The organism is Stutzerimonas sp. Brlt_14 (genome assembly GCF_051948915.1).
In the GTDB taxonomy this organism is placed as follows: domain Bacteria; phylum Pseudomonadota; class Gammaproteobacteria; order Pseudomonadales; family Pseudomonadaceae; genus Stutzerimonas; species Stutzerimonas stutzeri.
This window is the reverse complement of record NZ_JAYJLM010000001.1, coordinates 130,503-153,737: the sequence shown is the minus strand read 5'-3', so window position 1 is coordinate 153,737 and position 23,235 is coordinate 130,503. Positions and strand designations below refer to the sequence as shown.

Below are 23,235 nucleotides of genomic sequence, written 5' to 3'. Positions count from 1 at the left end.
CGGGCCGGCTGCGCGTCACTGCGATTCGAAATAACGCTCGTGCCACTCCACCAGCGGTTGGGGTGAATTCAGCTTCTGCCCGTAGATCACCGAGTAGGTCAGCACGTTCTGCACGTACTGGCGGGTCTCGTCGAACGGAATGTTCTCTACCCACACATCGAACGACAGGTGCTCGGCGTTGCGCAGCCACTGGCGCACACGACCGGGGCCGGCGTTGTAGGCGGCCGAGGCCAGTACACGGTTGCCGTTGAACTGCCCGTAGATCTGGCTGAGATAGGCAGTGCCCAGCTGGATGTTGGTGGTGGGGTTCAGGACCTGCTGCGGCGAAGCCAGCGGGATGTTGAAGCGCTTGGCGGTTTCCTTGGCGGTCGCCGGCATCAGCTGCATCAGGCCGGTGGCGCCGACATGGGAGCGGGCATCGGCCATGAAGGCGCTTTCCTGGCGGGTTACGGCGAACGCCCAGCTGGGATGGATCTCCCGCGCCCGCGCGGCCTGTACCAGGGTGTTGCGGTGGGCCATGGGGAAGCGGATATCCAGATCGTCCCAGTACTGCGCCTGGCTGATGGTGCGGATGGCCGGGAAGTACCACTCCTTTTCATAGGCGATGCGTGCCTGCGCGACCATCTCGTCGCGGCTGAACAGCCGACTGACGTGATACCACTCGCGGCGGCCATCGACGATCTGCCCGCGGTCGTGGAATTCCAGTGCGCGGCGAATACCGGCGGTATTGCGTACCTTCTGCACGACCTTCGGATCGAGCGCCAGTGGCTGATGGTTCAGCTTGTACGGCGCCTGGATGCGGTCGGCCGAGAGGAAGCCGTAGAAATCCCGCTCTTCGGCCACTGGCTTATAGAGCAGGGCCGCCTGCTTGCTCTCCGGTTTGGCCAGCTGCAGGCTGCGCGCCTGCCAGTAGCGCCAGCGATTGGTATTGGCCAGTTCATCGGGAAAACGCTGTGTCAGCCGGTACGCTTCATCCCACTGGCCCTGGCGCAGCAGCAGACGGGTGCGCCACTCGGTTACGGTGTTGTCGCGCAGCTCGGGATCGTACTCGGCCATCACCTTGAGCGCGCGGCTGTCGAAGCGCTTGGCCAGGGTCAGCCCGATCTGCCGGGCAATGGCGACCTTTTCCTCGGGCGAAAACGCAAAGCGGCGGGCGTAGCCGTCGAGCAGATTGAGCGCCTGCTCCGGGTCCTGGCGCGCGAGGCGCCGCAGGCCGATCGAAACGACGTCGGCCATCGCCGGGCTGGTCGGCGAGAAGCGTTCAGACTGGCGAAGCATCTGAGGTTTCTGCGCCACGTCGATCATCAGCTGACCCTGGCTCTGCAGCGTAGGCAGACGTTTCACCAGGAAGCTGGCGACCCCGTAGTTGCCGCTCTCCACCGCCAGCTTGGTGCGCTTCCAGCGCCGGTCTTCAGTCAGGAGACCCTTGGATTCCCAGAGCTCGAACAGCGGGTCGCAGGAGTTGTGCTGCGACTTGCCGACCAGCCACAGCCGCTCGGTTGCGGCGTCAGCGCCCGGGAGACCGTTGCGCAGCTGATACTGCGCGAACAGGCAGTCCAGCTCGGTGAAGTTCATCTTCGGATCGTAATAGCGGGTAAAGGTCTGCCAGTCGCCGCGGGCGGCCAGCAGGCGCAGCCAGCGCAGCTTCATCCAGTTGATCTGAGGCAGGTCGCCGTGTTCGGCGAGAAACTTCTCGACTTCCTGATTGCTGGCCGACTTCAGCCGGTGGGTCAGCTCGTCATAGGCGAGGTAGGGCTCGAGCGGATAGTCGCGCAAGGCGCTCTGGTAACGGCGATAGGGGCCTGCATCGCCCTTGGCCAGGGCCTGCTTGGCCTCATCGTAATACTGGCGTTGCTGGCTGAGACTGGCGGCGGACGCATCCAGGCCAATGGCAGAAACGAACAGGCAGAAACACAAACTGGAGAGTCGGCCGCGCATGGTACATCCGTAAAACGGGGGGCGTTGAGATGACAGGCGACGTGCTGTACCGGGCGGCACAGGAGACGGCCTGCTGCAGAATCTAGCTTAGCTTGCCGCACCGGCCAGTTAAACGAGCATTAAGCTCCGGTAACAAACAAAACCACTCTTCCGACGAGCGTACGGCGACAGGGGCGCAAGTCGCCGACAGACGGGAGGCCGGCGCGCCCGCTCGGCAGCGATAAATCTCGGATCCGACCGGGTTCATGGTCGCCATCCTGCTAGAATGCGCGCCCTGTTTTCGGAGGTAGCCATGACCCTGCTCAAGTTCACCGATGTATCTCTCGCCTACGGCACCACGCCGTTGCTGGATGGCGTGTCCTGGCAGATCGCGCGGGGCGAGCGGGTCTGCATCATCGGCCGCAACGGGACGGGCAAATCCAGCATGTTGCGCCTGGTCAAGGGCGATCGCAGCGCTGACGACGGAGAAATCTGGCGCGCGCCGGGACTGAAGATCGGCGAACTGCCACAGGAGCTGCCGCGGGCCGACGACCGCACGGTCTTCGATGTGGTCGCCGAAGGCCTGTCCGGGGTAGGCGAGCTGCTCGCCGAGTACCATCACCTGAGCATGAACATTCAGGATCAGGACGACCTCGACAAGCTCATGCATGTTCAGCAGGCCCTGGAAGCCAAGGATGGCTGGCGCTTGCAGCAGCTGGTGGAAAGCACGCTCAGCCGCCTGCAGCTGCCCGCCGATCGCACCCTTGCCGAGTTGTCCGGGGGCTGGCGGCGGCGAGTGCTGCTGGCTCAGGCGCTGGTGTCCGAACCCGACCTGCTGCTGCTCGACGAGCCAACCAACCACCTGGACATCGGCGCCATCGCCTGGCTGGAGGAAGCGCTGACCGGCTTCAACGGTGCCGTGCTGTTCATCACCCACGACCGCGCCTTCCTGCAGAACCTGGCGACCCGCATTCTGGAGCTGGATCGTGGCCACCTGATCGACTGGAACGGCGACTACGCGAGCTTCCTAGTACACAAGGAACAGCAGCTGGCCGCGGAGGAAACCGCCAACGCCCTGTTTGACAAGAAGCTCGCCCAGGAGGAAGTGTGGATTCGCCAGGGCATCAAGGCGCGGCGTACCCGCAACGAAGGCCGTGTGCGTGCCCTCAAGGCGCTGCGTGCCGAGCGCAGCGAGCGCCGTAATGTGCAAGGCAAGGCGACTTTCCAGGTGGAAACCGCGGAAAAGTCCGGCAAACAGGTTGTCGTTGCCGAGCACATCAGCTTCGCTCATCCGGGCGGCGAACCGCTGATCCGCGACTTTTCCCTCGTCATTCAGCGCGGCGACCGCATCGGCCTGCTCGGCGCCAACGGTACCGGCAAGACCACGCTGCTCAAGCTGCTGCTGGGTGAACTGCAGCCCAGCAGCGGCTCGATCGAGTTCGGCACCAAGCTGGAAGTGGCGTATTTCGACCAATTGCGTCACCAGCTGGAGCTGGAGAAGACCGTGGTGGACAACCTCGCCGAAGGCCGCGAATTCATCACCATCGATGGGCAGAATCGCCACGTGCTGAGCTACCTGGGCGACTTCCTGTTCAGCCCGCAGCGGGCGCGCACGCCGGTCAAGGCGCTGTCCGGCGGTGAGCGGGCACGGCTCTTGCTGGCAAAGCTGTTCAGCAAGCCGGCCAACCTGCTGGTGCTCGACGAGCCGACCAATGATCTCGATGTGGAAACCCTCGAACTGCTCGAAGAGGTGCTGCTCGGCTTCCAGGGCACGGTGCTGATGGTCAGCCACGATCGGGCCTTCCTCGACAACGTGGTCACCAGCACGCTGGTGTTCCAGGGCGGTGGCGAGGTGCGCGAGTACGTCGGTGGCTATCAAGACTGGCTGCGCCAGGGCGGTTCGCCGCGTCTGCTGGGCGTTGCCGACTCCGCTGCGCAGGCGAAGGAGGCCGGCAGGGCGCAGGGGGCAGCGCCTGCTCCCGCTCCGACGCCGACCGAAGCGGCACCGGTGAAGAAGAAGCTCAGCTACAAGTTGCAGCGCGAACTGGAGGCGCTGCCGGGCAAGATCGATGAGGCCGAGAAGGCCATCGAGGCGCTGCAGGCGGACATTTCCGATCCGGCGTTCTATCAGCAGGCGCCCGAGGCGACCGCCGCGGCGCTGGCCCGCCTCGAGGCGCTACAGCTCGAGCTCGACGGGCTGCTGGAGCGTTGGGCCGAACTCGAGGAGTGATCGCACGCTGTGGGCCCCGGCGGCGCCCGGAAGACGGGAGCTGCTGCACGGCGGAGCGGGTCCCGGTCACGGCTTATGAGATGGATCAATGCCATGCGCGCTGGCGCGTAGTTAAGTATCCGGAAAAGGATCAGCAGTCATGATGGAGCGTTAATGGCAATCGAATACCGCATCACCCTGGATGACGAACACGATTTCAGTTACCGGATCGAGCTGGATCGTGATTACGACCAGGAGGCCGCCGCCCAGGCGCCGAAATGGACCCGCCTCGATCATCAGCGTTGCTCCAACTGCCCGCTCAGCAAGGACGATTTCAGCCATTGTCCCGCCGCCGTGGACCTGCATCGGGTAATCGAGGACTTCCAGGGGCTGCCCGCCGTGCAGAAGGCTCTGGTCTGGGTGCGTACCCCCGAGCGCGAATACACCAAGCAGGTCGGACTGGACGAGGGCTTGCGGGCGCTGCTCGGAGTGATCATGGCGACCAGTGCCTGCCCGGTGCTCGGCCGGCTCAAACCCATGGCCAAGCAGCATCTGCCGTTCGCCAGCAATCATGAGTTCGTGCTGCGGGCCGTGTCGCTCTACCTGGCGCGACAGTATTTCAATCTGCGCGAAGGGCGCCATGCCGATTGGGAGCTGCGGGGGCTGGTGCGCTCGTTCCAGCAACTGCAGCTGGTCAACCAGGCGTTCTGGCAGCGCATTCACGATACCTGCCACGCCGACTCAAACCTCAAGGCCTTTCTGACCTTCTTCTCGATGGCGTCCAGCCTGACCTATTCGCTGGAGACGCAGCTGCAGAAGATCCGCCCCTTGGTGATGAGCGCGGGCGAGGGCGTGGAGCTCTTCTGATCACCGCTACCGCGCAGCGCCATCGCGCTGCGCGGTCGGGGCTGTCATTCCGTTTTTTTCAGGCGCACGGCCAACACGTCGCACGGCGCGCCATGCAGGATGTCGTTGGCGGTGGAGCCGAGCAGCAGCGCAAGGCCGTGGCGGCCGTGGCTGCCGACCACGATCAGGTCGCAGCGCTGCTCCTTGGCCAGTCGATGCACTTCCTGGCGAGGCTGCCCATAAGCCAGATGGCGATTCTCCGGAGCCAGACCTGGATAGCTGTCGGCAAAGCCGTTCATGCGCTCGCGGGCCTGATCGAACTGCTGTTGCTGCAGCATCGAAAGATCCATCGGCACGTCACCGCCGAACGCCATGGCCATCGGTTCGATGATATGCACCAGGCTCAGTTTGGCATTGGAGGTGCTGGCGAGCGACTGCGCGCGAGCGACAACCGGATGGCATTCTTCGGTCAGGTCGATGGCGACCAGTATGTGTTGGTAGGGCATGGCGCGTTTCTCCTTGCGTGCCGGTCGCCAGAGGCAGTGGTCGTCCCGGCGGTATCTGGGTGATTACCCTTTCGTTTAACAGGTTTATACGACCTTGCGTCGGCCCCCGCCAGTGGCTTGTTGTCACCATCGATGACGGTGACCGGGCAGGGGCTGCTATCATGGCCGCCTTCTTTTTTGCGTCGCTGTCATGCTCGCCGCGTCGCCGCAGGTACGAGAAACGCCAATGCCGATGTTCGAATCCGATTATTCGCTTGCCTGGGCCCTGTACGGGCTAGCCGCGCTGGGCTGCCTGTTGTTCTGGTTCCGGGTGACGCGCTGGATGTGGCGCTGGTTGCGCGAGCCGCTGCGATTGATCGCGGCCGTGCTGCTGTTCACGCCGACCATCGTCGACCCGGCGAAGGAACTGTTCGCGCCCGCCGTGGCCATTACTGCCATGGACCTGGCGTTCAAGGTCGGCAACAACGCCTGGCGAGCGGTAGCGGATCTTGCGATGTACGGCTTGATCGCCTTCGCGCTGTATCTGCTGCTGGTCGCCATTCGCTGGCCGCTGGAGCGCAGGTATGGCCGGCGCGACGAAGCCGTTGCGGACGAGGACCCACGCACGCTGCGCGAGCGCATGGAAGATGAGCACGATGATGAGCCGGACTACACCCCATCGCGTGGCCGGATGCGCACCGAGCCGCGGATCTGAGATCTGAGCGCAGCCAAACATAGGTTACGAACCTCCATCGGGAGATGACGCATGTGCGAGCTGCTTGGCATGAGCGCCAACGTGCCCACCGATATCGTGTTCAGCTTCACCGGCCTCATGCAGAGAGGCGGCAAGACCGGGCCGCACAAGGACGGCTGGGGCATCGCCTTCTATGAAGGTCGCGGCCTGCGCCTGTTCCAGGACCCGGTCGCCAGTTGCGAGTCCGAGGTGGCTAAGATGGTGCAACGCTACCTCATCAAGAGCGAAGTGGTGATCGGCCACATCCGCCACGCCAATGTGGGCAAGGTTTCGCTGGTCAATACCCATCCTTTCGTTCGCGAGCTGTGGGGACAGCACTGGTGCTTCGCGCACAACGGCCAGCTCGCCGACTTCGAGCCGCCTAAGGGCATCTACCGCCCGGTTGGCGACACCGACAGCGAGCGCGCCTTCTGCGACCTGCTTAACCGCATCCGCCTGGATTTCCCGGACCGCTGCCCACCGGACAACCTGCTGCCGGTTCTGCTTGGCGCCTGCGTCGAATACCGCCGCAAGGGAGTCTTCAACTGCCTGCTGAGCAATGGCGAATGGCTGTTCAGCTTCTGCAGCACCAAGCTCGCCGAGATCACCCGGCGCGCGCCGTTCGGGCCGGCGCAGCTGAGGGACGCCGAGCTGACGGTGAACTTCCATGCCGAAACCACACCGGATGACGTGGTCACCGTCCTGGCCACCGAGCCGCTGACGAACAACGAACAATGGACACTGCACGAGCCCGGCCAGTGGAGCCTGTGGCGCCTCGGCGAGTGTATCGCCCGGGGGAGGGTGGCCGAGTGCTGAGGAGTTATCTGCGTCTGACCCTGTTCGCCTTCGGCCTGCTGGTCGGCATCCAGGTGCCGGGATTCATCGAGGCCTATGCGCAGCATGTCGAGGCGCGGCGGCTGGAGGCTCAGCAGGGCCTGCAGGGCTTTCAGCAGACGGCGCAGCGCTTCTTCGGCGGCGATCTGGATGCCCTGGTGCGGCATTATCAGGACAGCAACGACCCGGTGTTCCAGAGCGATGCGCAGAGCGTGGAGCAGCTGGTGAGCCGGGCGCGGATGCTGGAGCGCGAATGGCAGGCGATGCAGGGGCCGTGGTACGCACGGGCCGCGCACGTCTTGCTTGGCGCACAGCGCAGTTTGCGCGAGCAGGTCTGGAGCAGCTACCGCTTCCAGGTCCTGTTGGCGCCCGAGGCCATCGCTTGGGGCCTGAGCTGTGCGTTGCTCCTGGCCTGGCTGGTGGAGAGCCTGTTGCTGGCCGCCAGTTTCCCGCTTCGCTCGCGGGCGCGACGCTACCGGCCGTATCGCTGAGCGTCATCGCCGTGCGCTCAGCGGTCGCCGCCCAGGTGCCGACCGCTCACTTGGCCAGGAACTTCATCCCTTCCTCGAGCCCACTGAGGGTCAGCGGATACATCCGGTCTTCCACCAGCTCGCGAACGATCCCGGTGGAGGTGGTGTAGCCCCAGGTATCCTTGGGATAGGGGTTGATCCAGATGAGCTTCTTGTACTTCTCCATGAAGCGCTGCATCCACACGTAGCCTGCTTCCTCGTTCCAGTGCTCGACGCTGCCGCCCGGCTGGGTGATCTCATAGGGCGCCATCGCCGCGTCACCGACGAACACCACCTTGTAGTCCGCGCCGTACTTGTGCAGCACATCCAGCGTCGAGGTGCGCTCCGAGGTGCGGCGGAAGTTGTTCTTCCACACCGATTCGTAGATGAAATTGTGGAAGTAGAAGTACTCCAGGTGCTTGAACTCGGTCTTGCAGGCAGAGAACAGCTCCTCGCAGACCTTAACGTGGGCGTCCATCGAGCCGCCGATATCGAACAGGATCAGCAGCTTCACCGCGTTGCGCCGCTCCGGTCGCATCTGAATGTTGAGCAGGCCAGCATCGCGCGCGGTATGGTCGATGGTGCCGTCGATGTCCAGTTCGTCCGCCGCGCCCTGACGGGCGAATTTGCGCAGGCGGCGCAGGGCGATCTTGATGTTGCGCGTACCGAGTTCGACCTGGTCGTCGAGGTTCTTGTATTCCCGTTGGTCCCAGACCTTCACCGCCTTGCCCTGGCGTTTGCCGGCATCGCCGATGCGGATGCCTTCGGGGTTGTAGCCGCCGGAGCCGAACGGGCTGGTGCCGCCGGTACCGATCCACTTGTTGCCGCCGGCATGGCGTTCCTTCTGCTCTTCGAGACGCTTCTTGAACTCCTCGATCAGCTTGTCCAGCCCGCCGAGGGACTGGATCTGCGCACGCTCCTCGTCCGTCAGGCTGCGCTCGAACTCCTTGCGCAACCAGTCTTCGGGGATCAGCGCTTCGAGGTGCTGGTCGAGATTCTCCAGGCCCTTGAAGTAGGCACCGAAGGCCCGGTCGAACTTGTCGAAGTGGCGCTCGTCCTTGACCATCACCGTGCGCGCGAGGAAATAGAACTCGTCCATGTCGGCGAACACGACGCGGTGCTTGAGCGCATCGATCAGATCCAGCAGTTCGCGCACCGATACCGGCACCTTGGCGGCGCGCATCTCGTTGAACAGGCCAAGCAGCATGGCAGAAACCTCTGGCGCCGAGGTCGGCGCGATATACGGGCGCTCAGCGTGGGCTGTCGCCGTTGTGTTGGGGCATCCCGTCGCGAATCGCATACCAGTCGGCCTTCGAGTCGACGTAGATATGCGACTGCGGCGGCTCCGGCAGCGGTGAGTCGAGGGTGCCGGCGGCGACGCCGACCTCGTGTTCGCGGTTGTCGACGAACAGCAGATTGGCACCGCAGCGAATGCAGAAGGTGCGCGTGACGTGCTCGGAGGAATGGTAGACGCCGAGCTGATCCTTGCCGGACATGAAGTGGAAGGCATCCAGCGGTACGCTCGCATAGGTGGCGAATGCGGCGCCGTGGGCCTTGCGGCACATCTTGCAGTGGCAATGGGTCAGCGCGTCGATGGGAGCGTCGATGCGATAGCGCACGACCCCGCACAGGCAACTACCGGTATGCGTTTGCATGGTTTCTTCCTCCAGTGAGTGCACGGCCGGCTCCACCGGAAACCGGCGCCGATCAGCGGCTGTTGGCGCGTCGGCTCATGAAGGCTAGACGCTCGAGCAGCATCACGTCCTGCTCGTTCTTGACCAGCGCACCGGCCAGCGGCGGGATCGCACGGGTCGGGTCGCGCTCGCGCAGCACGGCTTCGCCGATGTTGTCGGCCATCAGCAGCTTCAGCCAGTCGACCAGCTCGGAAGTCGAGGGTTTCTTCTTCAGGCCCGGCACCTTGCGCACGTCGAAGAACACGTCCAGGGCTTCGCTGACCAGCGACTGCTTGATGCCCGGATAGTGCACGTCGACGATCTTCTGCAGCGTCTCGCGGTCCGGGAAGGCGATGTAGTGGAAGAAGCAGCGGCGCAGGAAGGCGTCCGGCAGTTCCTTCTCGTTGTTGGAGGTGATGATGATGATCGGCCGCTGCGTTGCCTTGATGGTTTCGTTGGTCTCGTAGACGTAGAACTCCATCTTGTCGAGTTCCTGCAACAGGTCGTTGGGAAACTCGATGTCGGCCTTGTCGATCTCGTCGATCAGCAGGATGACCCGCTCCTCGCTTTCGAAAGCCTCCCACAGCTTGCCCTTCTTGATGTAGTTCTTCACGTCGTGGACCTTGTCCACGCCCAGCTGCGAATCACGCAGCCGGCTGACCGCGTCGTATTCGTAGAGGCCCTGGTGGGCCTTGGTGGTGGACTTGATGTGCCAGGTGATGAGTTTGGCGCCGAAGGATTCGGCCAGCTGCTCGGCCAGCATGGTCTTGCCGGTGCCCGGTTCGCCCTTTACCAGCAGGGGGCGCTGCAGGGTGATGGCGGCGTTGACCGCGAGTTTCAGGTCGTCGGTGGCGACGTAGGACTGGGTGCCTTCGAATTTCATTGCGGATTCCTTCGGCGGGGCCTGGCACGCAGGCGCTCGTTGTAGTCAGGTGGACGACTATAAGGGAAGGCCGTGTGGCTGTGAACGCGAGCGCATCATTCAGTCACTGAATGGCCGTGTGAGTGTTTCTGGTGACGCCCGCGGATCATTCCTCCTCGTCCAGCGCGCGTTCGAAGCGGGCGGTGAAGGCCTCGACGAAGGCATTGCGCAGGATCGCGACGAACGCCTGGAACGGGCTGACGTCCGTTTCCTTGGTCGTGCCGGACAGCTCGACGCGGGTGGCGAACTGGTCCTTGCGCTGGTTTTTCAGCACTTCCTGGCTGCCGCCGACGACCGCCTCCCACAGGCCGCGGAAGAAACCCTTGTCCTCGTTGGCCACGTCCTGCTCGTAGTCGAAGATGTCGACGTTGCGCAGCAGCGGTTTGATATAGCCGTCGAGCTGGCTGTTGCTGGCCTCGACTTCGACCACCAGGTCGCCGGTGCCGCCGGCGAAATCGAACTTGCCATAGGCCCGGCTGAGGTCGTTCAGCTGCTTGAGCGGCACCCCCGTCACGCGCAGATTCACCTCGAAGTCTTCCCAGTCGGTGAACGGGTCGAAGCGCGCGGTCGCCTCGATCGGCGCCTGATTGAACAGCTTGCCGGTGCCCTCGAAGGTCGCCGTGCGAGTGCCGTCGGCATCGTCGGTGTTGGTCAGGTTGTAAAGGCTCGCCTGGATGTCGCTGGCATACACGTGCACCTGCGGGTCGGAGGAAAAATTGCGGAACGACAGCTGGCCGTCCACTACGCGAATCTCGTTGAGCGTGATGGGCACCAGCGCATCGAGCTGGTCGCGCCAGTCGACGCCTTCGCCGCTCTGCGAGTCGCCACTGTCGCCGCCATCGACGAAGTTCAGGTGTGGCTGCTTGAAGACGACCTCGCCGACGATTTCGCGGTGGCGCAGGATCGCGTCCCAGCTGATGGCGATATCGATGCTCGGCGCCTTGAACAGGGGGGCTTGCACCCGCTTGTCCTTCTTTTCGATCAGCAGGCCTTCGACCCGGTAGGCGCCACGCCACCAGACCAAGTCGACATCCTCGACATGGCCCTGATAGTCCCCCATGTCGGCCATTTTCTCGTTCAGGAAGTTGCGCACCAGGTGTGGCAGGGCGAGATGCAGCAGGATCAGCAGCAGGCCGAGCGCTAGCAGGATCCACAGGGGAAGCAGGCGGCGAGTCATGGCATTCCGGGATGTGCGAGGTTATGCACGATGGACCCCGGCCGGCAGGCATGAGTTCGGCTGGACTGTCGTCAGGACTGCGCATAGGCTGAACGGTCTGATACTCCTCGGACAGGGCCTTCCCATGAGTCGCATATACGCAGACAACGCACGCTCCATCGGCAACACCCCGCTGGTCATGATCAATCGTCTCGGGCCGAAGGGCGTGAGCATCATGGCCAAGATCGAGGGGCGCAATCCGGCCTATTCGGTGAAGTGTCGGATCGGCGCAGGGATGATCTGGGACGCCGAAGACAGCGGCCGGATCAAGCCCGGCATGACGCTGGTCGAGCCTACCTCGGGCAACACCGGGATCGGCCTGGCATTCGTCGCCGCCGCGCGCGGTTACAAACTGATGCTGACCATGCCGGCTTCGATGAGCCTGGAGCGACGCAAGGTGCTCAAGGCGCTCGGCGCCGAACTGGTACTCACCGAGCCGGCCAAGGGCATGAAGGGCGCTATCGAGAAGGCTGCGGAGATCGCCGCCTCGAACCCGGAGCAGTACTACATGCCCCAGCAGTTCGAGAATCCGTCCAATCCGGCGATTCACGAAAAGACCACCGGGCCGGAAATCTGGAACGACACCGATGGCGGCATCGATGTGCTGGTGGCTGGCGTCGGCACAGGGGGCACCATCACCGGCGTGTCGCGCTATATCAAGAACACCAAGGGCAAGCAGATCCTGAGCGTTGCCGTGGAGCCCGCCAGCTCCCCGGTGATCAGCCAGACGCTGGCCGGTGAAGAGGTGAAGCCCTGCCCGCACAAGATACAGGGCATCGGTGCCGGCTTCGTACCGAAGAACCTCGACCTGTCGATGGTCGACCGCGTCGAGCTGGTCGATGACGACGAGGCCAAGCAGATGGCGCTGCGACTGATGCGCGAAGAGGGCATTCTGTGCGGCATCTCCTGCGGAGCGGCGATGGCGGCGGCGGTACGGCTGGCCGAACGGCCGGAAATGCAGGGCAAGAATATCGTCGTGATCCTGCCGGACTCCGGCGAGCGCTACCTGTCCAGCATGCTGTTCAGCGACATGTTCAGCGAGCAGGAACTGGTGCAGTAATACGCCTCGCGGCGCGGCTGCGATGTCAGCCGCGTCGCAGGTCCGCCTGTGGCTGGGCTGGCGGCGTTGGTCGCAGGATCAGCCACAACGCCAGTGCGATCAGTGCACCGCCCTGGACATAGGCCCAGGACAGCGGTTCATCGAGCAACAGCACGCCCCACAGCACGCCGAATGGCGGGATCAGGAAGGTCACGGTCAGCGTCTTGACCGGGCCGATGTCCGCCAGCAGGCGAAAGTACAGGATGTAGGCGAACGCCGTGCAGACCAGTCCGAGCCCCAGCAGGCTGAGCCAGACGGTCTGGTCGCCCCAGCTCACCGGCGGTGCGTTCAGCACGGAAAGAACGAACAGTGGCAACAGGCAAAGCGTTGCCCCTGCCTGGCTGCCGAATGCCACCACCTCGCTGTTCAGGCTGTCGCCCTGCTGGTTGATCCAGCGGCGGGTAAGGAAGCCGCCTACGCCATAGCAGGCCGTCGCGCCCAGGCACGCCAGCGCACCGAGCAGCACGTCCGTGTCGAAGGGCACCGGGCCGATGCGCATCAGCAGGGCAACACCGCCGAGTCCGCTGAGCACGCCAACGATCTTGGCCAGCGTCAGCTCCTCGGCAAAGAACAGGGCACCGATCAGCACGCCCATCATCGGCGTGGTCGCGTTGAAAATGGCCGAATAGCCGGCCGGCAGCAGCTGTGCCGCCACCGAGTACAGCACGAACGGCACGCCAGAGTTGATCGCGCCGAGCACCAGGCACAGGCCGAGCTTGCCGTGGAAGTCCCAGCGAGTGCGCATCAGAGCCAGGATCGCCATCAGGCCGACGGTCGCCAGCAGTACGCGAAAGAAGGCGGTGGGAAAGGTCCCGAGTACGGGTGCGATGATGCGCAGGAACAGAAAGCTCGCGCCCCAGATGGCGGCAAGGCCGAGCAGGCGAAGCAGGTCAAGCGGTCGCATGGACTGGCTCCATCTCACGAAGCAGCAAGTGTTGTCGCCCTTTGCGCAACTGGCAATCCGAAACCGACTTTCAAACAGCGGGCTGCTAAGCTCGGCGAACCTTCATGTCCGGCAGTGGGTGCATCATGGTGCAGCACGAACTGGCCGCGGAAATCGCGCGGCAGATTCTCCTCGGCTTCGACGATTATCGAGAGCATTTCCGTCTGATCACCGAAGGCGCGCGGGCGCGCTTCGAGCAGGCGCAGTGGCAGGAAGCCCAGCGCGCCTCCGCAGCGCGGATCAGTCTCTACGAGGAGAAGGTGGGGGAAACCCGGCGCCGTTTGCTGGCCAGCTTCGATCATGCCGACCTGCTCCAGGTCGAGGCCTGGCCGCAGATCAAGAGTGCCTACATCGAGCTGATCAACCCGCGCTTCGACGATGAACTGTCGGAAACCTGGTACAATTCGATCTTCTGCGGGCTGTTCAGCCACGACTGCATCAGCGACGGCACCATGTTCATCCATACCACCCGGCCTGCGGTGCGTGCTCATGAGCGGCTGGCGCAGACGCGTCGCTACCGCCCGAACGGTGATCTGCGCGGGATGCTGGAGCAGATCCTGCGCGACTATGCGTTCTCGGTGCCGTACTGCGATCTGCCGGGTGATCTTCAACGGTTGCAGACGCAGCTCTGCGAGACGCTGCCTGACTGGGTCTGCAAGGACCCCGAGCTGACCGTCGAGGTGTTCGTGTCGGTGCTCTATCGCAACAAGGGCGCGTATCTGATCGGGCGCATCTTCACCTGCGACGAGCAGTGGCCATTGGCGATTCCGCTGTTGCATCGCGATGGTCAGGGCATCGTGGCCGATGCGCTGATCACGGACGAGGCGGAGGTGTCGATCATCTTTTCCTTCACTCGTTCCTACTTCATGGTCGAGGTGCCGATCCCTGCCGAGTTCGTCGGCTTTCTCAAGCGCATCCTGCCCAGCAAGCACATCGCCGAGCTGTACAGCTCGATCGGCTTCTACAAGCATGGCAAGTCCGAGTTCTACCGCGCACTGATCGACCACCTGGCCAATACCGATGACCGTTTCGTCATGGCGCCTGGGGTACGCGGCATGGTGATGACGGTGTTCACGCTGCCCGGCTTCAACACGGTGTTCAAACTGATCAAGGATCGCTTCTCGCCGATCAAGAGCGTCAACCGCGCCAACGTGATCGAGAAGTACCGGCTGGTGAAAAGCGTCGATCGGGTAGGGCGTATGGCCGATACCCAGGAGTTCGCGGACTTCCGTTTCCCCAAAGCCAAGTTCGAGCCTGAATGCCTGGCCGAACTGCTGGAAGTCGCCCCATCGACGGTGGAGGTGCAGGGCGACACCGTGCTGGTGCGGCATTGCTGGACCGAGCGGCGCATGACGCCACTGAACCTCTATCTGGAAAACGCCAGTGAACAGCAGGTACGCGAGGCGCTGGAAGACTACGGCCTGGCGATCAAGCAGCTGGCGGCAGCCAATATATTTCCCGGCGACATGCTGCTGAAGAACTTCGGCGTCACCCGCCATGGTCGAGTGGTGTTCTACGATTACGACGAGATTAGCTTTCTCACCGAGGTGAATTTCCGCCACATACCGCCGCCGCGCTACCCGGAGGACGAAATGGCGTCCGAGCCCTGGTATTCGGTGGGGCCGAATGACGTCTTTCCCGAGGAGTTTCCGCGCTTTCTGTTTGCCGATCTCGGCCAGCGTCGACTCTTTGCCAGCCTGCACGGGGAGCTCTACGACGCCGATTACTGGAAAGGGCTGCAGGATGCCATCCGCCAGGGCAAGGTGATCGACGTCTTCCCCTATCGGCGCAAGGCCGACCGCAACTGACGCAGTGCCGTTCGCGAAGTCGGTGGAACGCCCAGGTGCCCACTCGGTCGCAGATGTAAAGCGCCGTAACAAAGCGGCGCCCGTGCAGCAACGTATGGCCACATTGCGTGCGAGCACCAGGCCGGAACTTGGATTATGCTGTCCACGTAGGCCGCATGGCTCCGATGTAGCCCGTTATCTAGCAGGAGGGTATGACCATGAAAGCATGGCTCAATGAAATGTATTGGAAGCTGGCGGTCGCTCTTGGCTTGATCGAACCGCCTCGTATGCAACCCATCCCCGTACGCGCCCGCCGCGAGCAGGAGCGTCGCGCCCAACGCTGAGCCGCGTCACGCGGTGGGCAGGGCCGGTCCGCCGCGTTCGACGGCTCGTTGATAGGCGGGCCGCTGCTGTATGCGTTCGAGAAAGTCCAGCAGGCGCGGGCGGCTCTGGTCCAGCCCCGCTCTCGAGCGTGCCGCCTCGAGCGGAAAGCTCATCTGAATATCCGCCGCGCTGAAGCTGTCTCCTGCGAACCAGGGGGATTTCTCCAGCTCCGCTTCCATATAGTCCAGATGTGTCTTCAGTTGAGGACCGATGAACGCCTTGTGCGCGCCGTCGGCGATGGCACGGGCTACCGGCTTGATGAAGAACGGCATCGGCCCGCTGGCGACCCGGTCGAACACCAGCTTCAGCAGAAGCGGCGGCATGGCCGACCCTTCCGCGTAATGCATCCAGTAGCGAAACCGTCGGTAGTCGGCGCTTCCCTGGGCCGGCATCAGCCGACCGTTGGCGTAGCGCTCCAGCAGGTATTCGAGAATCGCAGCCGACTCTGCCAGGGTCAGGTCACCGTCAGTGATAACCGGGGATTTGCCCAACGGGTGAACGGCTTTCAGTTCCGGCGGAGCGAGCATTGTTTTCGGATCGCGCTCGTAGCGCTTCAACTCGTACAGCAGCTCCAGTTCCTCCAGCATCCAGAGCACGCGGTGCGAGCGGGAATGGTTCAGGTGGTGGACGGTGATCATGCGGGCTCCTCGGTAGCGGGTCGGGGCAAGCATAGCCGTTCGGCAGAGCACTGCCCGATCTGGCAGACTTCGCGGCCGAGGTGAACCATGTCCCGACCACGCTGCTCCCGCTGCCACCGCCCGTCGCTGCACTGCCTGTGCGCATTGATTCCGTCTCTGGGAAGCCGTACGCAGATCGTCATCCTGCAGCACCTCAGCGAAGCGAGCCATGCACTGAATACTGCGCGCCTGGCGGCGTTGGGCTTGCGCAGCGCGCAGTTGCAGATCGGCGAGCGCTTCGATGAGGTCGCTGATGCTGTGCGGACCTATCTGCTCTTTCCGGGCGAGGACGCCGTGCCGCTGTCAGTCGTCGCCCACGATGACTTGCCGGTGCGCCTGATCGTGCCGGACGGCACCTGGCGCAAGGCGCGCAAGCTCCTGCACCTCAATCCCTGGCTCGCAGCGCTACCGCGGGTCGCGCTACCGGAGGGGCTATCTTCGCGCTATCGGTTGCGCAAGGCACCTATGCCCGGTGCGTTGTCCACCATCGAGGCCATCGTCGCCGCCTTGAACACCCTCGAGGCGCCCGAGCGGTACGATGACCTTCTGCGACCGTTCGAGGCACTGATCGAAGGGCAGATCGACGCGATGGGGGCGGATGTCTACCGGCGCAATCACGGTGGTTGATAGAGTTCTGGCGGGACAGGCTCCAGCCTGCAGATAGGCTGGGCGTTCAGCGCGGCTCGGGCTGCTTGGCGACCGCCAGGGTTTTCTGCCTGAGGATGTACAGCGTCACCAGTGTCGCGCTCAGCAGCATACCGACGCGTGCCCAGACAAACGGGACCAGCCAGCAGGAGACGCTGATGCTGATCCACATCGTTGCAATGGCGTAGACCTTACCCTTGAGTGGGATGCCGTTGCCTTCGAGGTAATCGCGAAACCATGGCCCGAGATGCGGGTGATCGACCAGCCAGCCGTAGAACCGCCGCGAGCTGCGCACAAAGCAGGCGGCGGCCAGCAGCAGGAAGGGAGTGGTTGGCAGCACGGGCAGGAAGATGCCGATCACGCCCAGCGCCACGGCGAGCCAGCCTACCGTGAGCAATGTCATGCGGATGACCGGATTGCGGTGCTGCCGAATGTCGCGATGGGCCATGGCGCTACTCGCTGCTGCCTTGCAGACCGCCACGAATGGGGAACGACACCCGGGTGCTATCCGGACCCGGGCGGTGCAGAAGCCGAAGGCCTGAGGGCTGGGACATGGACGGCTCCTCCTGGCAGAGAGCGGCGGTTAGGCTTCGCAGCCTGCCGCCGTCGCCTGCGTCCGGCATCGAGCCGCGATCAGTGGCGGCGCGGCTTGAGCAGGGCGGGTTTTTCTTCCGGTGCATGGCAGATCAGGTATAGCGCTGTCAGCAACTCCGGAATCTGCGCCACCATTTCATCCACCAGATCGGGATTGTCGGCGATATCGGCAAATTCCGGCTGTTCGTCGAACAGCCCCGAGCCGACCATGATCGGCAGCAACAGCTCGCTGACCTCCTCCTCGGAGTCTTCGAACCAGACTGCTTCGCGCATGAATACGCCTTCCATGAAGCCGATGCACCAGCCGCGCAGGTCGGACTCGTCCGGGTCTTCTCCGAGGTCCAGTTCGCACGGCAGTTCCATGTCCTCGTCGCTGGCCAGCTGGCGAGCGATATGGGCCTTGAGCTGGACCAGCGTGGCCTCGATGGCCTCGCGTTCCGTGTCGTCCTTGTATTTCGGCGGTTCGGAAAACAATGCATCGATCCACTCGCGCTCGGGTACCTGTTCCGAACAGATGCACAGCGCTGTCAGGTAGCCATGGGCGGCGATGTAATCCAGTGCTTCCTCATGCAGATCATCTGCATCCAGGAAGACTTGCAGGCGGGCGAGTTGCTCGGCGAATGACATCGGGAACTACCTTGGGGTGGGAAGACAACCCGGATTCTAGACGAGGCGCGGTGTCCAGGCTACTCGCGCCTCGTCCGCCGCCTGCGTGCAGCCGATCCGGCAATGGCGCAGCGGTCCTGAACTCGGTGATGCGCTCGCGTATACTGCGCGCCTTGTTTCGGAGACCGGCATGCTCGACCAGGCACAGCGCATCCTCAAAGACGTATTTGGCTACGACGCCTTTCGCGGCAACCAGGGCGCGATCATCGAGCGTGTGGGCAGTGGCGGCGATGCGCTGGTATTGATGCCGACCGGCGGCGGCAAGTCGCTCTGCTATCAGGTTCCGGCGCTCTTGCGCGAGGGGCTGGCGGTGGTGGTTTCGCCGCTCATCGCGCTGATGGACGATCAGGTCGCCACGCTCGATGAGCTAGGCGTCTCGGCCGTCGCCCTCAACTCGACGTTGAGCACGGACGAGCAGCGCGACATCGCCGAGCGTATCCGTCGCGGCGAGATCAAGATGCTCTACCTGGCGCCCGAACGCCTGGTCCAGCCACGCATGCTGGCCTTCCTGCAGCGGCTCGAGATCGCCCTGTTCGCCATCGACGAAGCGCATTGCGTGTCCCAGTGGGGCCATGATTTCCGTCCTGAGTACATGCAGCTGGGCCAGCTCGCCGAGCTGTTTCCCAACGTTCCGCGGATCGCCCTGACCGCCACGGCGGACAAGCGCACCCGCGAGGAAATCGTTCAGCGCCTGCATCTGGAAAATGCCGAGCGGTTCCTCTCCAGCTTCGACCGGCCGAACATCTTCTATCGCATCGTGCCCAAGGAACAGCCACGCAAGCAGCTGCTGGGCTTTCTCGCCGAGCGCCGCGGCGACGCCGGCATCGTCTACTGCATGTCGCGCAAAAAGGTCGATGATCTGGCCGCCTTCCTCACCGAACAGGGCTTTCCGGCGCTGCCTTATCACGCGGGCTTGCCCAATGAGCTGCGCGCCTATCACCAGAAGCGCTTTCTCAACGAGGAAGGGCTGATCATGGTGGCGACCATTGCCTTCGGCATGGGCATCGACAAGCCCAACGTGCGTTTCGTCGCCCACCTCGACCTGCCCAAGTCGCTGGAGGCCTACTATCAGGAAACCGGTCGGGCAGGGCGTGACGGGCTACCGGCCGACGCCTGGATGGCCTATGGCCTGCAAGATGTAATCTTCCTCAAGCAGATGCTCAACAATTCCGAGGGTGATGAGCGGCACAAGCGGGTCGAGCAGCACAAGCTCGATGCAATGCTGGCGCTCTGCGAGGAAACCCGTTGCCGACGCCAGGCGTTGCTGGCGTACTTCGACGAAGAGCTGCCCAGGCCTTGCGGCCATTGCGACAACTGCGTCGACGGGGTGCAGACCTGGGACGCCACCGAGCCCGCTCGCCAAGCGCTTTCAGCCATCTATCGCAGTGGTCAGCGCTATGGCGTCGGGCATCTGGTGGATGTCTTGCTGGGACGCGACAACGACAAGGTACGCGGCCTCGGCCATCAGCATCTGTCAGTGTTCGGCGTCGGCAAGGCGTTGTCCGAGGGTGAATGGCGCTCGCTGTTCCGCCAGCTGGTCGCCCGCGGTTTGGCCGATGTCGATCTCGAAGGCTTTGGCGGCTTGCGGTTGAGCGATAGCTGCCGCCCGCTGCTGCGTGGTGAAGTCACCCTCGAGCTGCGCCGGGATCTATCCAGCAAAGCGCCGAAACCGGCATCCAGTGCCGCCAGCCAATTGGTGCGCAGCGAGGAGCGCGAGACCTGGGAGGCGTTGCGTACGCTGCGGCGCAAGCTGGCCGAAGAGCACAGCGTGCCGCCCTATGTGATCTTTCCGGACGCCACCCTGCTGGAAATGCTGCGCAGCCAGCCGGCGTCGCTCGCGGACATGGCGCGCATCAGCGGCGTCGGCGCGCGCAAGCTGGAGCGCTACGGCCAGGCCTTTCTCGAGGTCTTGCAGGGTACAGTCGAGGTGGTCAGGTCGCCGGCTGACCTACGTCATGAACTCGTGACCCTGGCCCGCGCCGGCATGACGCCGGCGCAGATCGCGCGCCAGCTCGATTGCAGCGAGAAGAACGTCTACACGCTGCTCGCCGAGGCCATCGGCAAGCAGCAGCTGAGCCTGGAGCAGGCGCTCGACCTGCCGGAAGACCTGCTTGGCGAGATTCAAGAAGCCTTTCTCGACGGCGAGGGCGAGCTGCCTCCGGTGGGGGATGTGGCACCGCTGTTCGCCGGACGGGTCCCGGAGCAGGTGCTCTATTGCGTGCGCGCTGCGCTGCAGGCCGAGTTCGAATTGTAACGGGGTGCATCGGCAGCGCCCGCCTACGCGGCCAGCGCTGCGGCCTTCGAGCCCAGCCCGACTGTCCCTCTGCCATCATTGCGCCTTTGGCACGCCTATCAGCAACCGAAGGTCGTCTTGCCTGGCCATCGGAGCTGTGGTTAGCTCACTAATAATTAGTTTTTGCAGGAATGGTCGTACATGTACGCCGAGCAACATCGCTTCGCCATGCAGTTGGCGCAACTCTCGCGTGGCTGGCGCGCGGAACTGGATCGGCGCCTGGCCGATCTGGGCCTGTCTCAGGCACGCTGGCTGGTGCTTCTGCACCTGGCCCGTTTCGATCACGAACCCACCCAGCGCGAGCTGGCGCAAAGCGTCGCGGTGGAAGGCCCCACGCTGGCACGCCTGCTCGACAGCCTCGAGGCGCAGGGGCTGGTACATCGCAAGGCATCGGCCGAGGATCGCCGTGCCAAGCGCATTTCCCTCGGGGCTCCGGCGCTGCCGCTGATCGAGAAAATCGAGGCGATTTCGACGCAGGTCCGCCAGGAGGCCTTTGCCGGGATCGACGAAGAGGACCTGCGCAAGTGCCAGCAGGTGCACGCGCGCATCCTCGCCAATCTGGACAAGCGCTAGAAGCTGCGTCCCAGATTCATGTAAAGCGCCTGCTCGTCCTCGTCGTTGATGCCGTAACCGAAGTTCAGTGGGCCCAACGGCGTGTCGTAGCCGAGGAAGATGCTCGCGGCGTTGATGTAGCCGCTGTCGAAGGCGTTGTCGTTGTTCCAGGCCCGGCCGCGCTCGAGCGATCCGCCGAGATAGAGCGGAAAGTCCAGCGGCTGGAAGGCGCGCGGCGTCACCCGGCGGTAATACACCACACGCCCGAGACTGACGTTCTGCCCCGACAGCGCGTCCTGACGAAAGCCCGATAGCTGGCGCGCGCCACCGAGCAGGAAGCTCGAGGTGACCACCTCGGCGTCGTCCAGGGTGCGACCGTAGAGACCGCCCAGCACCCAGGTGTTGGCACCATGGCTGAGCGCCTTGTCCAGCTTGATGTTCCACTGTCGATAGCGCTGGTCGGAGCTGAGGCTCGGGTCGTATTGACGCAAGGTCAGACGGATATCCTCGCCCTCGCGGGGAAAGTCGATATTGTCCAGCGTATCGAACGAATACTGCATCTCGTAATAGCCTTCGGTGAAGCTGAAGTCCGGCAGATCGCGCTCGCCGATCCGCACGTCCGCTTCCCCCCAGGCCTGGCCGATACCGAAGCGGATCTCGCCGTTATTGGCGATCTGCCGGCCGAGATTGAGACCGTAGCCGTAGCGCTGCAGGCGGTATTCGGCGATCGGGTCGTTGTCGAGAATGGCCTCGACGTTCTGCGCCTCGATGAACAGGTTCGGTGCGGCGAACCAGCGCGAACCGGCGTCCAGCGGCTGGTAGAACTCGCTATAGAGCTCCTGGCGATCCCCCAGCTGCAGACGGGTCAGCCATTCGGCGCCGAGCTGGTTGATGCCGTTCTTACGGTAGCTGGCGCCCAGGTTGAACACGCTGTCGCCCTGAAAATCATCGGAAAGGCTCAGCCCCAGGCGCAGGTAGTCGGTTCCGCTGCGCTTCTCGCGTGCGTTGATGACCAGGGTGTTGCCGAGTTTTCCGCGCTGGACGCGATATTCGACCCGCTCGAAGTAATCCAGGCCGTAGAGCGTGCCCATGTCCTTTTGCAGGCGCTCCAGGTCCAACGGCTCGCCCAGCGGCTGGCGGATATGCCGCCGGATCACCGCATCGCCGACCTTGGAGTCGTTTTCCACCCGGATCGCGGTGATGACCGGTGTGCGCGGGTCGCCGGAGCGCGCGAGGCTCAATGCCGGATTACCGCCAGTCGTCGTGCGCATTTCGGCCAGTCGTCCTTGCAGCGCGAGCGTCGCACGATAGCCGGCATCGACCAACTGCTCGGCGCGGGCGAAGTCGGTAGAGCCATAGGCGGCCAGCGGCGGCTGGATCAGCACGTCCTGCGGCTGCAGCGTGGCCAGCTGCGCTTCGGAATTACGCCGGGTCATCATGGTAGTGGTCTGGTTGAGCACATCGACCACGGTCACCAGCTCCTTGCGCGGTTTGAGCGGAGTACCGATATCCACCACGATCAAACGGTCGACGCCCATGTCACGCGCCACATCCATGGGGATGTTGTCCACCATGCCGCCGTCGACGAGCAGCCGGTCATCGATCTCCACCGGCGCGAACACCGCGGGGATCGACATGCTCGCGCGGATCACCTGGGGCAGGTGGCCGCGGCGGAAGACCACCTTTTCGTCATTGGCGATGTCGGTGGCCACGGCGCGGAACGGAATCGGCAGCTGGTCGAAATCGCGGGTGTCGCTGGCATGCACCAGCAGGCGTTCGAGCAGCAGTGCGAGGTTCTGGCCTTGGATCACGCCCAGTGGCAGGCCGAGGCTGCCGTCGTCGCGAAAGCTGAGCTTTTGCTTGATGAGAAAGTCGCGGTCGTCCTGCTTGCGCCGGTAGGGAATGTCCTGGCGCGGCGGGTCGTCGGACAGCACCTGCTGCCAGTCGAGGGTGAGCGCCAGTCGCTCCAGCTCGGCCACGCTATAGCCCGCCGCGTAGAGCCCGCCGACCACTGCGCCCATGCTGGTGCCGGCGATGGCGTCGATGCGCACGCCCTGTTCCTCCAGGGCTTTCAGCACCCCGACATGGGCCAGCCCGCGCGCGGCGCCGCCGGACAGCACCAGGCCGGTCCTGGGTTGGGCCGTTTCGGCAAAGGCAGCTGGCAGGCAGACAACGAGGAGCAGGAAAGCGAGCAGGCGAAACATGGTCGAACCAGAGGTATGCACGGGAGAGGCGGCTATTATAGGCGGCA

Annotated in this window: 22 protein-coding genes; 11 read left to right on the top strand and 11 right to left on the bottom strand. The window is 63.9% G+C overall.

Going from position 1 to position 23,235, the window contains the following annotated elements; all coding sequences use genetic code 11:
- Positions 1 to 15: 15 nt before the first annotated feature.
- Positions 16 to 1,938 carry a transglycosylase SLT domain-containing protein gene (locus VF716_RS00735; protein ID WP_014597006.1) on the bottom strand — a complete coding sequence of 641 codons (1,923 nt, stop codon included), beginning with the start codon at positions 1,936 to 1,938 and terminating at the stop codon, positions 16 to 18.
- A gap of 292 nt (positions 1,939 to 2,230) precedes the next feature.
- On the opposite strand from VF716_RS00735, the gene VF716_RS00730 reads away from it, so the two are divergent.
- Positions 2,231 to 4,147, top strand: coding sequence for an ATP-binding cassette domain-containing protein (locus VF716_RS00730; protein WP_125920829.1), 1,917 nt, complete (start codon positions 2,231 to 2,233; stop codon positions 4,145 to 4,147).
- Positions 4,148 to 4,300: 153 nt separating this feature from the next.
- On the top strand, positions 4,301 to 4,993 hold the full coding sequence (locus VF716_RS00725; protein WP_011913598.1) for a DUF6901 family protein: 693 nt from the start codon (positions 4,301 to 4,303) through the stop codon (positions 4,991 to 4,993).
- A 44-nt stretch (positions 4,994 to 5,037) separates the two neighbouring features.
- Here VF716_RS00725 and VF716_RS00720 read toward each other — a convergent pair whose 3' ends face one another.
- Positions 5,038 to 5,478, bottom strand: a complete 441-nt coding sequence (locus VF716_RS00720) for a universal stress protein (RefSeq protein WP_011913597.1) — start codon at positions 5,476 to 5,478, stop codon at positions 5,038 to 5,040.
- A gap of 226 nt (positions 5,479 to 5,704) precedes the next feature.
- Between VF716_RS00720 and VF716_RS00715 the strand changes: the two genes are divergently transcribed.
- The 3 genes from VF716_RS00715 to VF716_RS00705 are packed head-to-tail and all read left to right on the top strand — an operon-like array spanning position 5,705 to position 7,515.
- Positions 5,705 to 6,172, top strand: a complete 468-nt coding sequence (locus VF716_RS00715) for a hypothetical protein (protein WP_017245246.1) — start codon at positions 5,705 to 5,707, stop codon at positions 6,170 to 6,172.
- 51 nt (positions 6,173 to 6,223) lie between these two features.
- Entirely contained in the window at positions 6,224 to 7,006 is a 783-nt protein-coding gene (locus tag VF716_RS00710; protein WP_011913595.1) for a class II glutamine amidotransferase, read from the top strand.
- Positions 7,000 to 7,515 (top strand): DUF2937 family protein, encoded by a 516-nt coding sequence (locus VF716_RS00705; RefSeq protein WP_125920830.1) that lies wholly within the window; start codon positions 7,000 to 7,002, stop codon positions 7,513 to 7,515. The genes VF716_RS00710 and VF716_RS00705 overlap by 7 nt, the downstream gene beginning before the upstream one ends.
- Positions 7,516 to 7,561: 46 nt before the next feature.
- On the opposite strand, the gene VF716_RS00700 is transcribed toward VF716_RS00705, so the two are convergent.
- The 4 genes from VF716_RS00700 to VF716_RS00685 form a co-directional block, all read right to left on the bottom strand.
- A complete protein-coding gene (locus VF716_RS00700) occupies positions 7,562 to 8,740 on the bottom strand; it encodes a vWA domain-containing protein (RefSeq protein ID WP_011913593.1) in 1,179 nt (392 codons plus the stop codon).
- 43 nt (positions 8,741 to 8,783) lie between these two features.
- Positions 8,784 to 9,188, bottom strand: coding sequence for a GFA family protein (locus tag VF716_RS00695; RefSeq protein WP_011913592.1), 405 nt, complete (start codon positions 9,186 to 9,188; stop codon positions 8,784 to 8,786).
- Between the two features lie 52 nt (positions 9,189 to 9,240).
- Complete coding sequence (locus VF716_RS00690) at positions 9,241 to 10,089, bottom strand: AAA family ATPase (RefSeq protein ID WP_011913591.1); 849 nt, start codon at positions 10,087 to 10,089, stop codon at positions 9,241 to 9,243.
- A 145-nt stretch (positions 10,090 to 10,234) separates the two neighbouring features.
- On the bottom strand, positions 10,235 to 11,305 hold the full coding sequence (locus VF716_RS00685; RefSeq protein ID WP_045158370.1) for a DUF748 domain-containing protein: 1,071 nt from the start codon (positions 11,303 to 11,305) through the stop codon (positions 10,235 to 10,237).
- Positions 11,306 to 11,429: 124 nt separating this feature from the next.
- On the opposite strand from VF716_RS00685, the gene cysK reads away from it, so the two are divergent.
- Entirely contained in the window at positions 11,430 to 12,404 is a 975-nt protein-coding gene (cysK, locus tag VF716_RS00680) for a cysteine synthase A (RefSeq protein WP_095461087.1), read from the top strand.
- Between the two features lie 25 nt (positions 12,405 to 12,429).
- On the opposite strand, the gene VF716_RS00675 is transcribed toward cysK, so the two are convergent.
- A complete protein-coding gene (locus tag VF716_RS00675) occupies positions 12,430 to 13,347 on the bottom strand; it encodes a DMT family transporter (protein WP_019406108.1) in 918 nt (305 codons plus the stop codon).
- Positions 13,348 to 13,472: 125 nt separating this feature from the next.
- Between VF716_RS00675 and aceK the strand changes: the two genes are divergently transcribed.
- Both aceK and VF716_RS00665 read left to right on the top strand, forming a co-directional pair.
- A complete protein-coding gene (aceK, locus tag VF716_RS00670) occupies positions 13,473 to 15,194 on the top strand; it encodes a bifunctional isocitrate dehydrogenase kinase/phosphatase (protein ID WP_048328885.1) in 1,722 nt (573 codons plus the stop codon).
- A gap of 197 nt (positions 15,195 to 15,391) precedes the next feature.
- Positions 15,392 to 15,517: a PA1414 family protein gene (locus VF716_RS00665; protein WP_011913586.1), complete on the top strand. Its 126-nt coding sequence runs from the start codon at positions 15,392 to 15,394 to the stop codon at positions 15,515 to 15,517.
- Positions 15,518 to 15,523: 6 nt separating this feature from the next.
- Here VF716_RS00665 and VF716_RS00660 read toward each other — a convergent pair whose 3' ends face one another.
- The gene (locus VF716_RS00660) at positions 15,524 to 16,195 is read right to left on the bottom strand and encodes a glutathione S-transferase (RefSeq protein ID WP_045158368.1); all 672 of its coding nucleotides are present in this window, start codon (positions 16,193 to 16,195) and stop codon (positions 15,524 to 15,526) included.
- 87 nt (positions 16,196 to 16,282) lie between these two features.
- Here VF716_RS00660 and VF716_RS00655 point away from each other — a divergent pair, with 87 nt between their 5' ends.
- Complete coding sequence (locus VF716_RS00655; RefSeq protein ID WP_011913584.1) at positions 16,283 to 16,861, top strand: tRNA-uridine aminocarboxypropyltransferase; 579 nt, start codon at positions 16,283 to 16,285, stop codon at positions 16,859 to 16,861.
- 46 nt (positions 16,862 to 16,907) lie between these two features.
- Here the strand turns inward: VF716_RS00655 and VF716_RS00650 are convergent, their stop codons facing one another.
- Both VF716_RS00650 and VF716_RS00645 read right to left on the bottom strand, forming a co-directional pair.
- The gene (locus VF716_RS00650; protein ID WP_011913583.1) at positions 16,908 to 17,327 is read right to left on the bottom strand and encodes a YbaN family protein; all 420 of its coding nucleotides are present in this window, start codon (positions 17,325 to 17,327) and stop codon (positions 16,908 to 16,910) included.
- Between the two features lie 185 nt (positions 17,328 to 17,512).
- Positions 17,513 to 18,100 (bottom strand): UPF0149 family protein, encoded by a 588-nt coding sequence (locus VF716_RS00645; RefSeq protein ID WP_011913582.1) that lies wholly within the window; start codon positions 18,098 to 18,100, stop codon positions 17,513 to 17,515.
- Positions 18,101 to 18,269: 169 nt separating this feature from the next.
- On the opposite strand from VF716_RS00645, the gene recQ reads away from it, so the two are divergent.
- A complete protein-coding gene (gene recQ / locus VF716_RS00640) occupies positions 18,270 to 20,393 on the top strand; it encodes a DNA helicase RecQ (protein ID WP_011913581.1) in 2,124 nt (707 codons plus the stop codon).
- A 180-nt stretch (positions 20,394 to 20,573) separates the two neighbouring features.
- Entirely contained in the window at positions 20,574 to 21,005 is a 432-nt protein-coding gene (locus VF716_RS00635) for a MarR family transcriptional regulator (RefSeq protein WP_013983076.1), read from the top strand.
- Here VF716_RS00635 and VF716_RS00630 read toward each other — a convergent pair.
- A complete protein-coding gene (locus VF716_RS00630; RefSeq protein ID WP_017245237.1) occupies positions 21,002 to 23,188 on the bottom strand; it encodes a patatin-like phospholipase family protein in 2,187 nt (728 codons plus the stop codon). The genes VF716_RS00635 and VF716_RS00630 overlap by 4 nt on opposite strands.
- Positions 23,189 to 23,235: the final 47 nt, after the last annotated feature.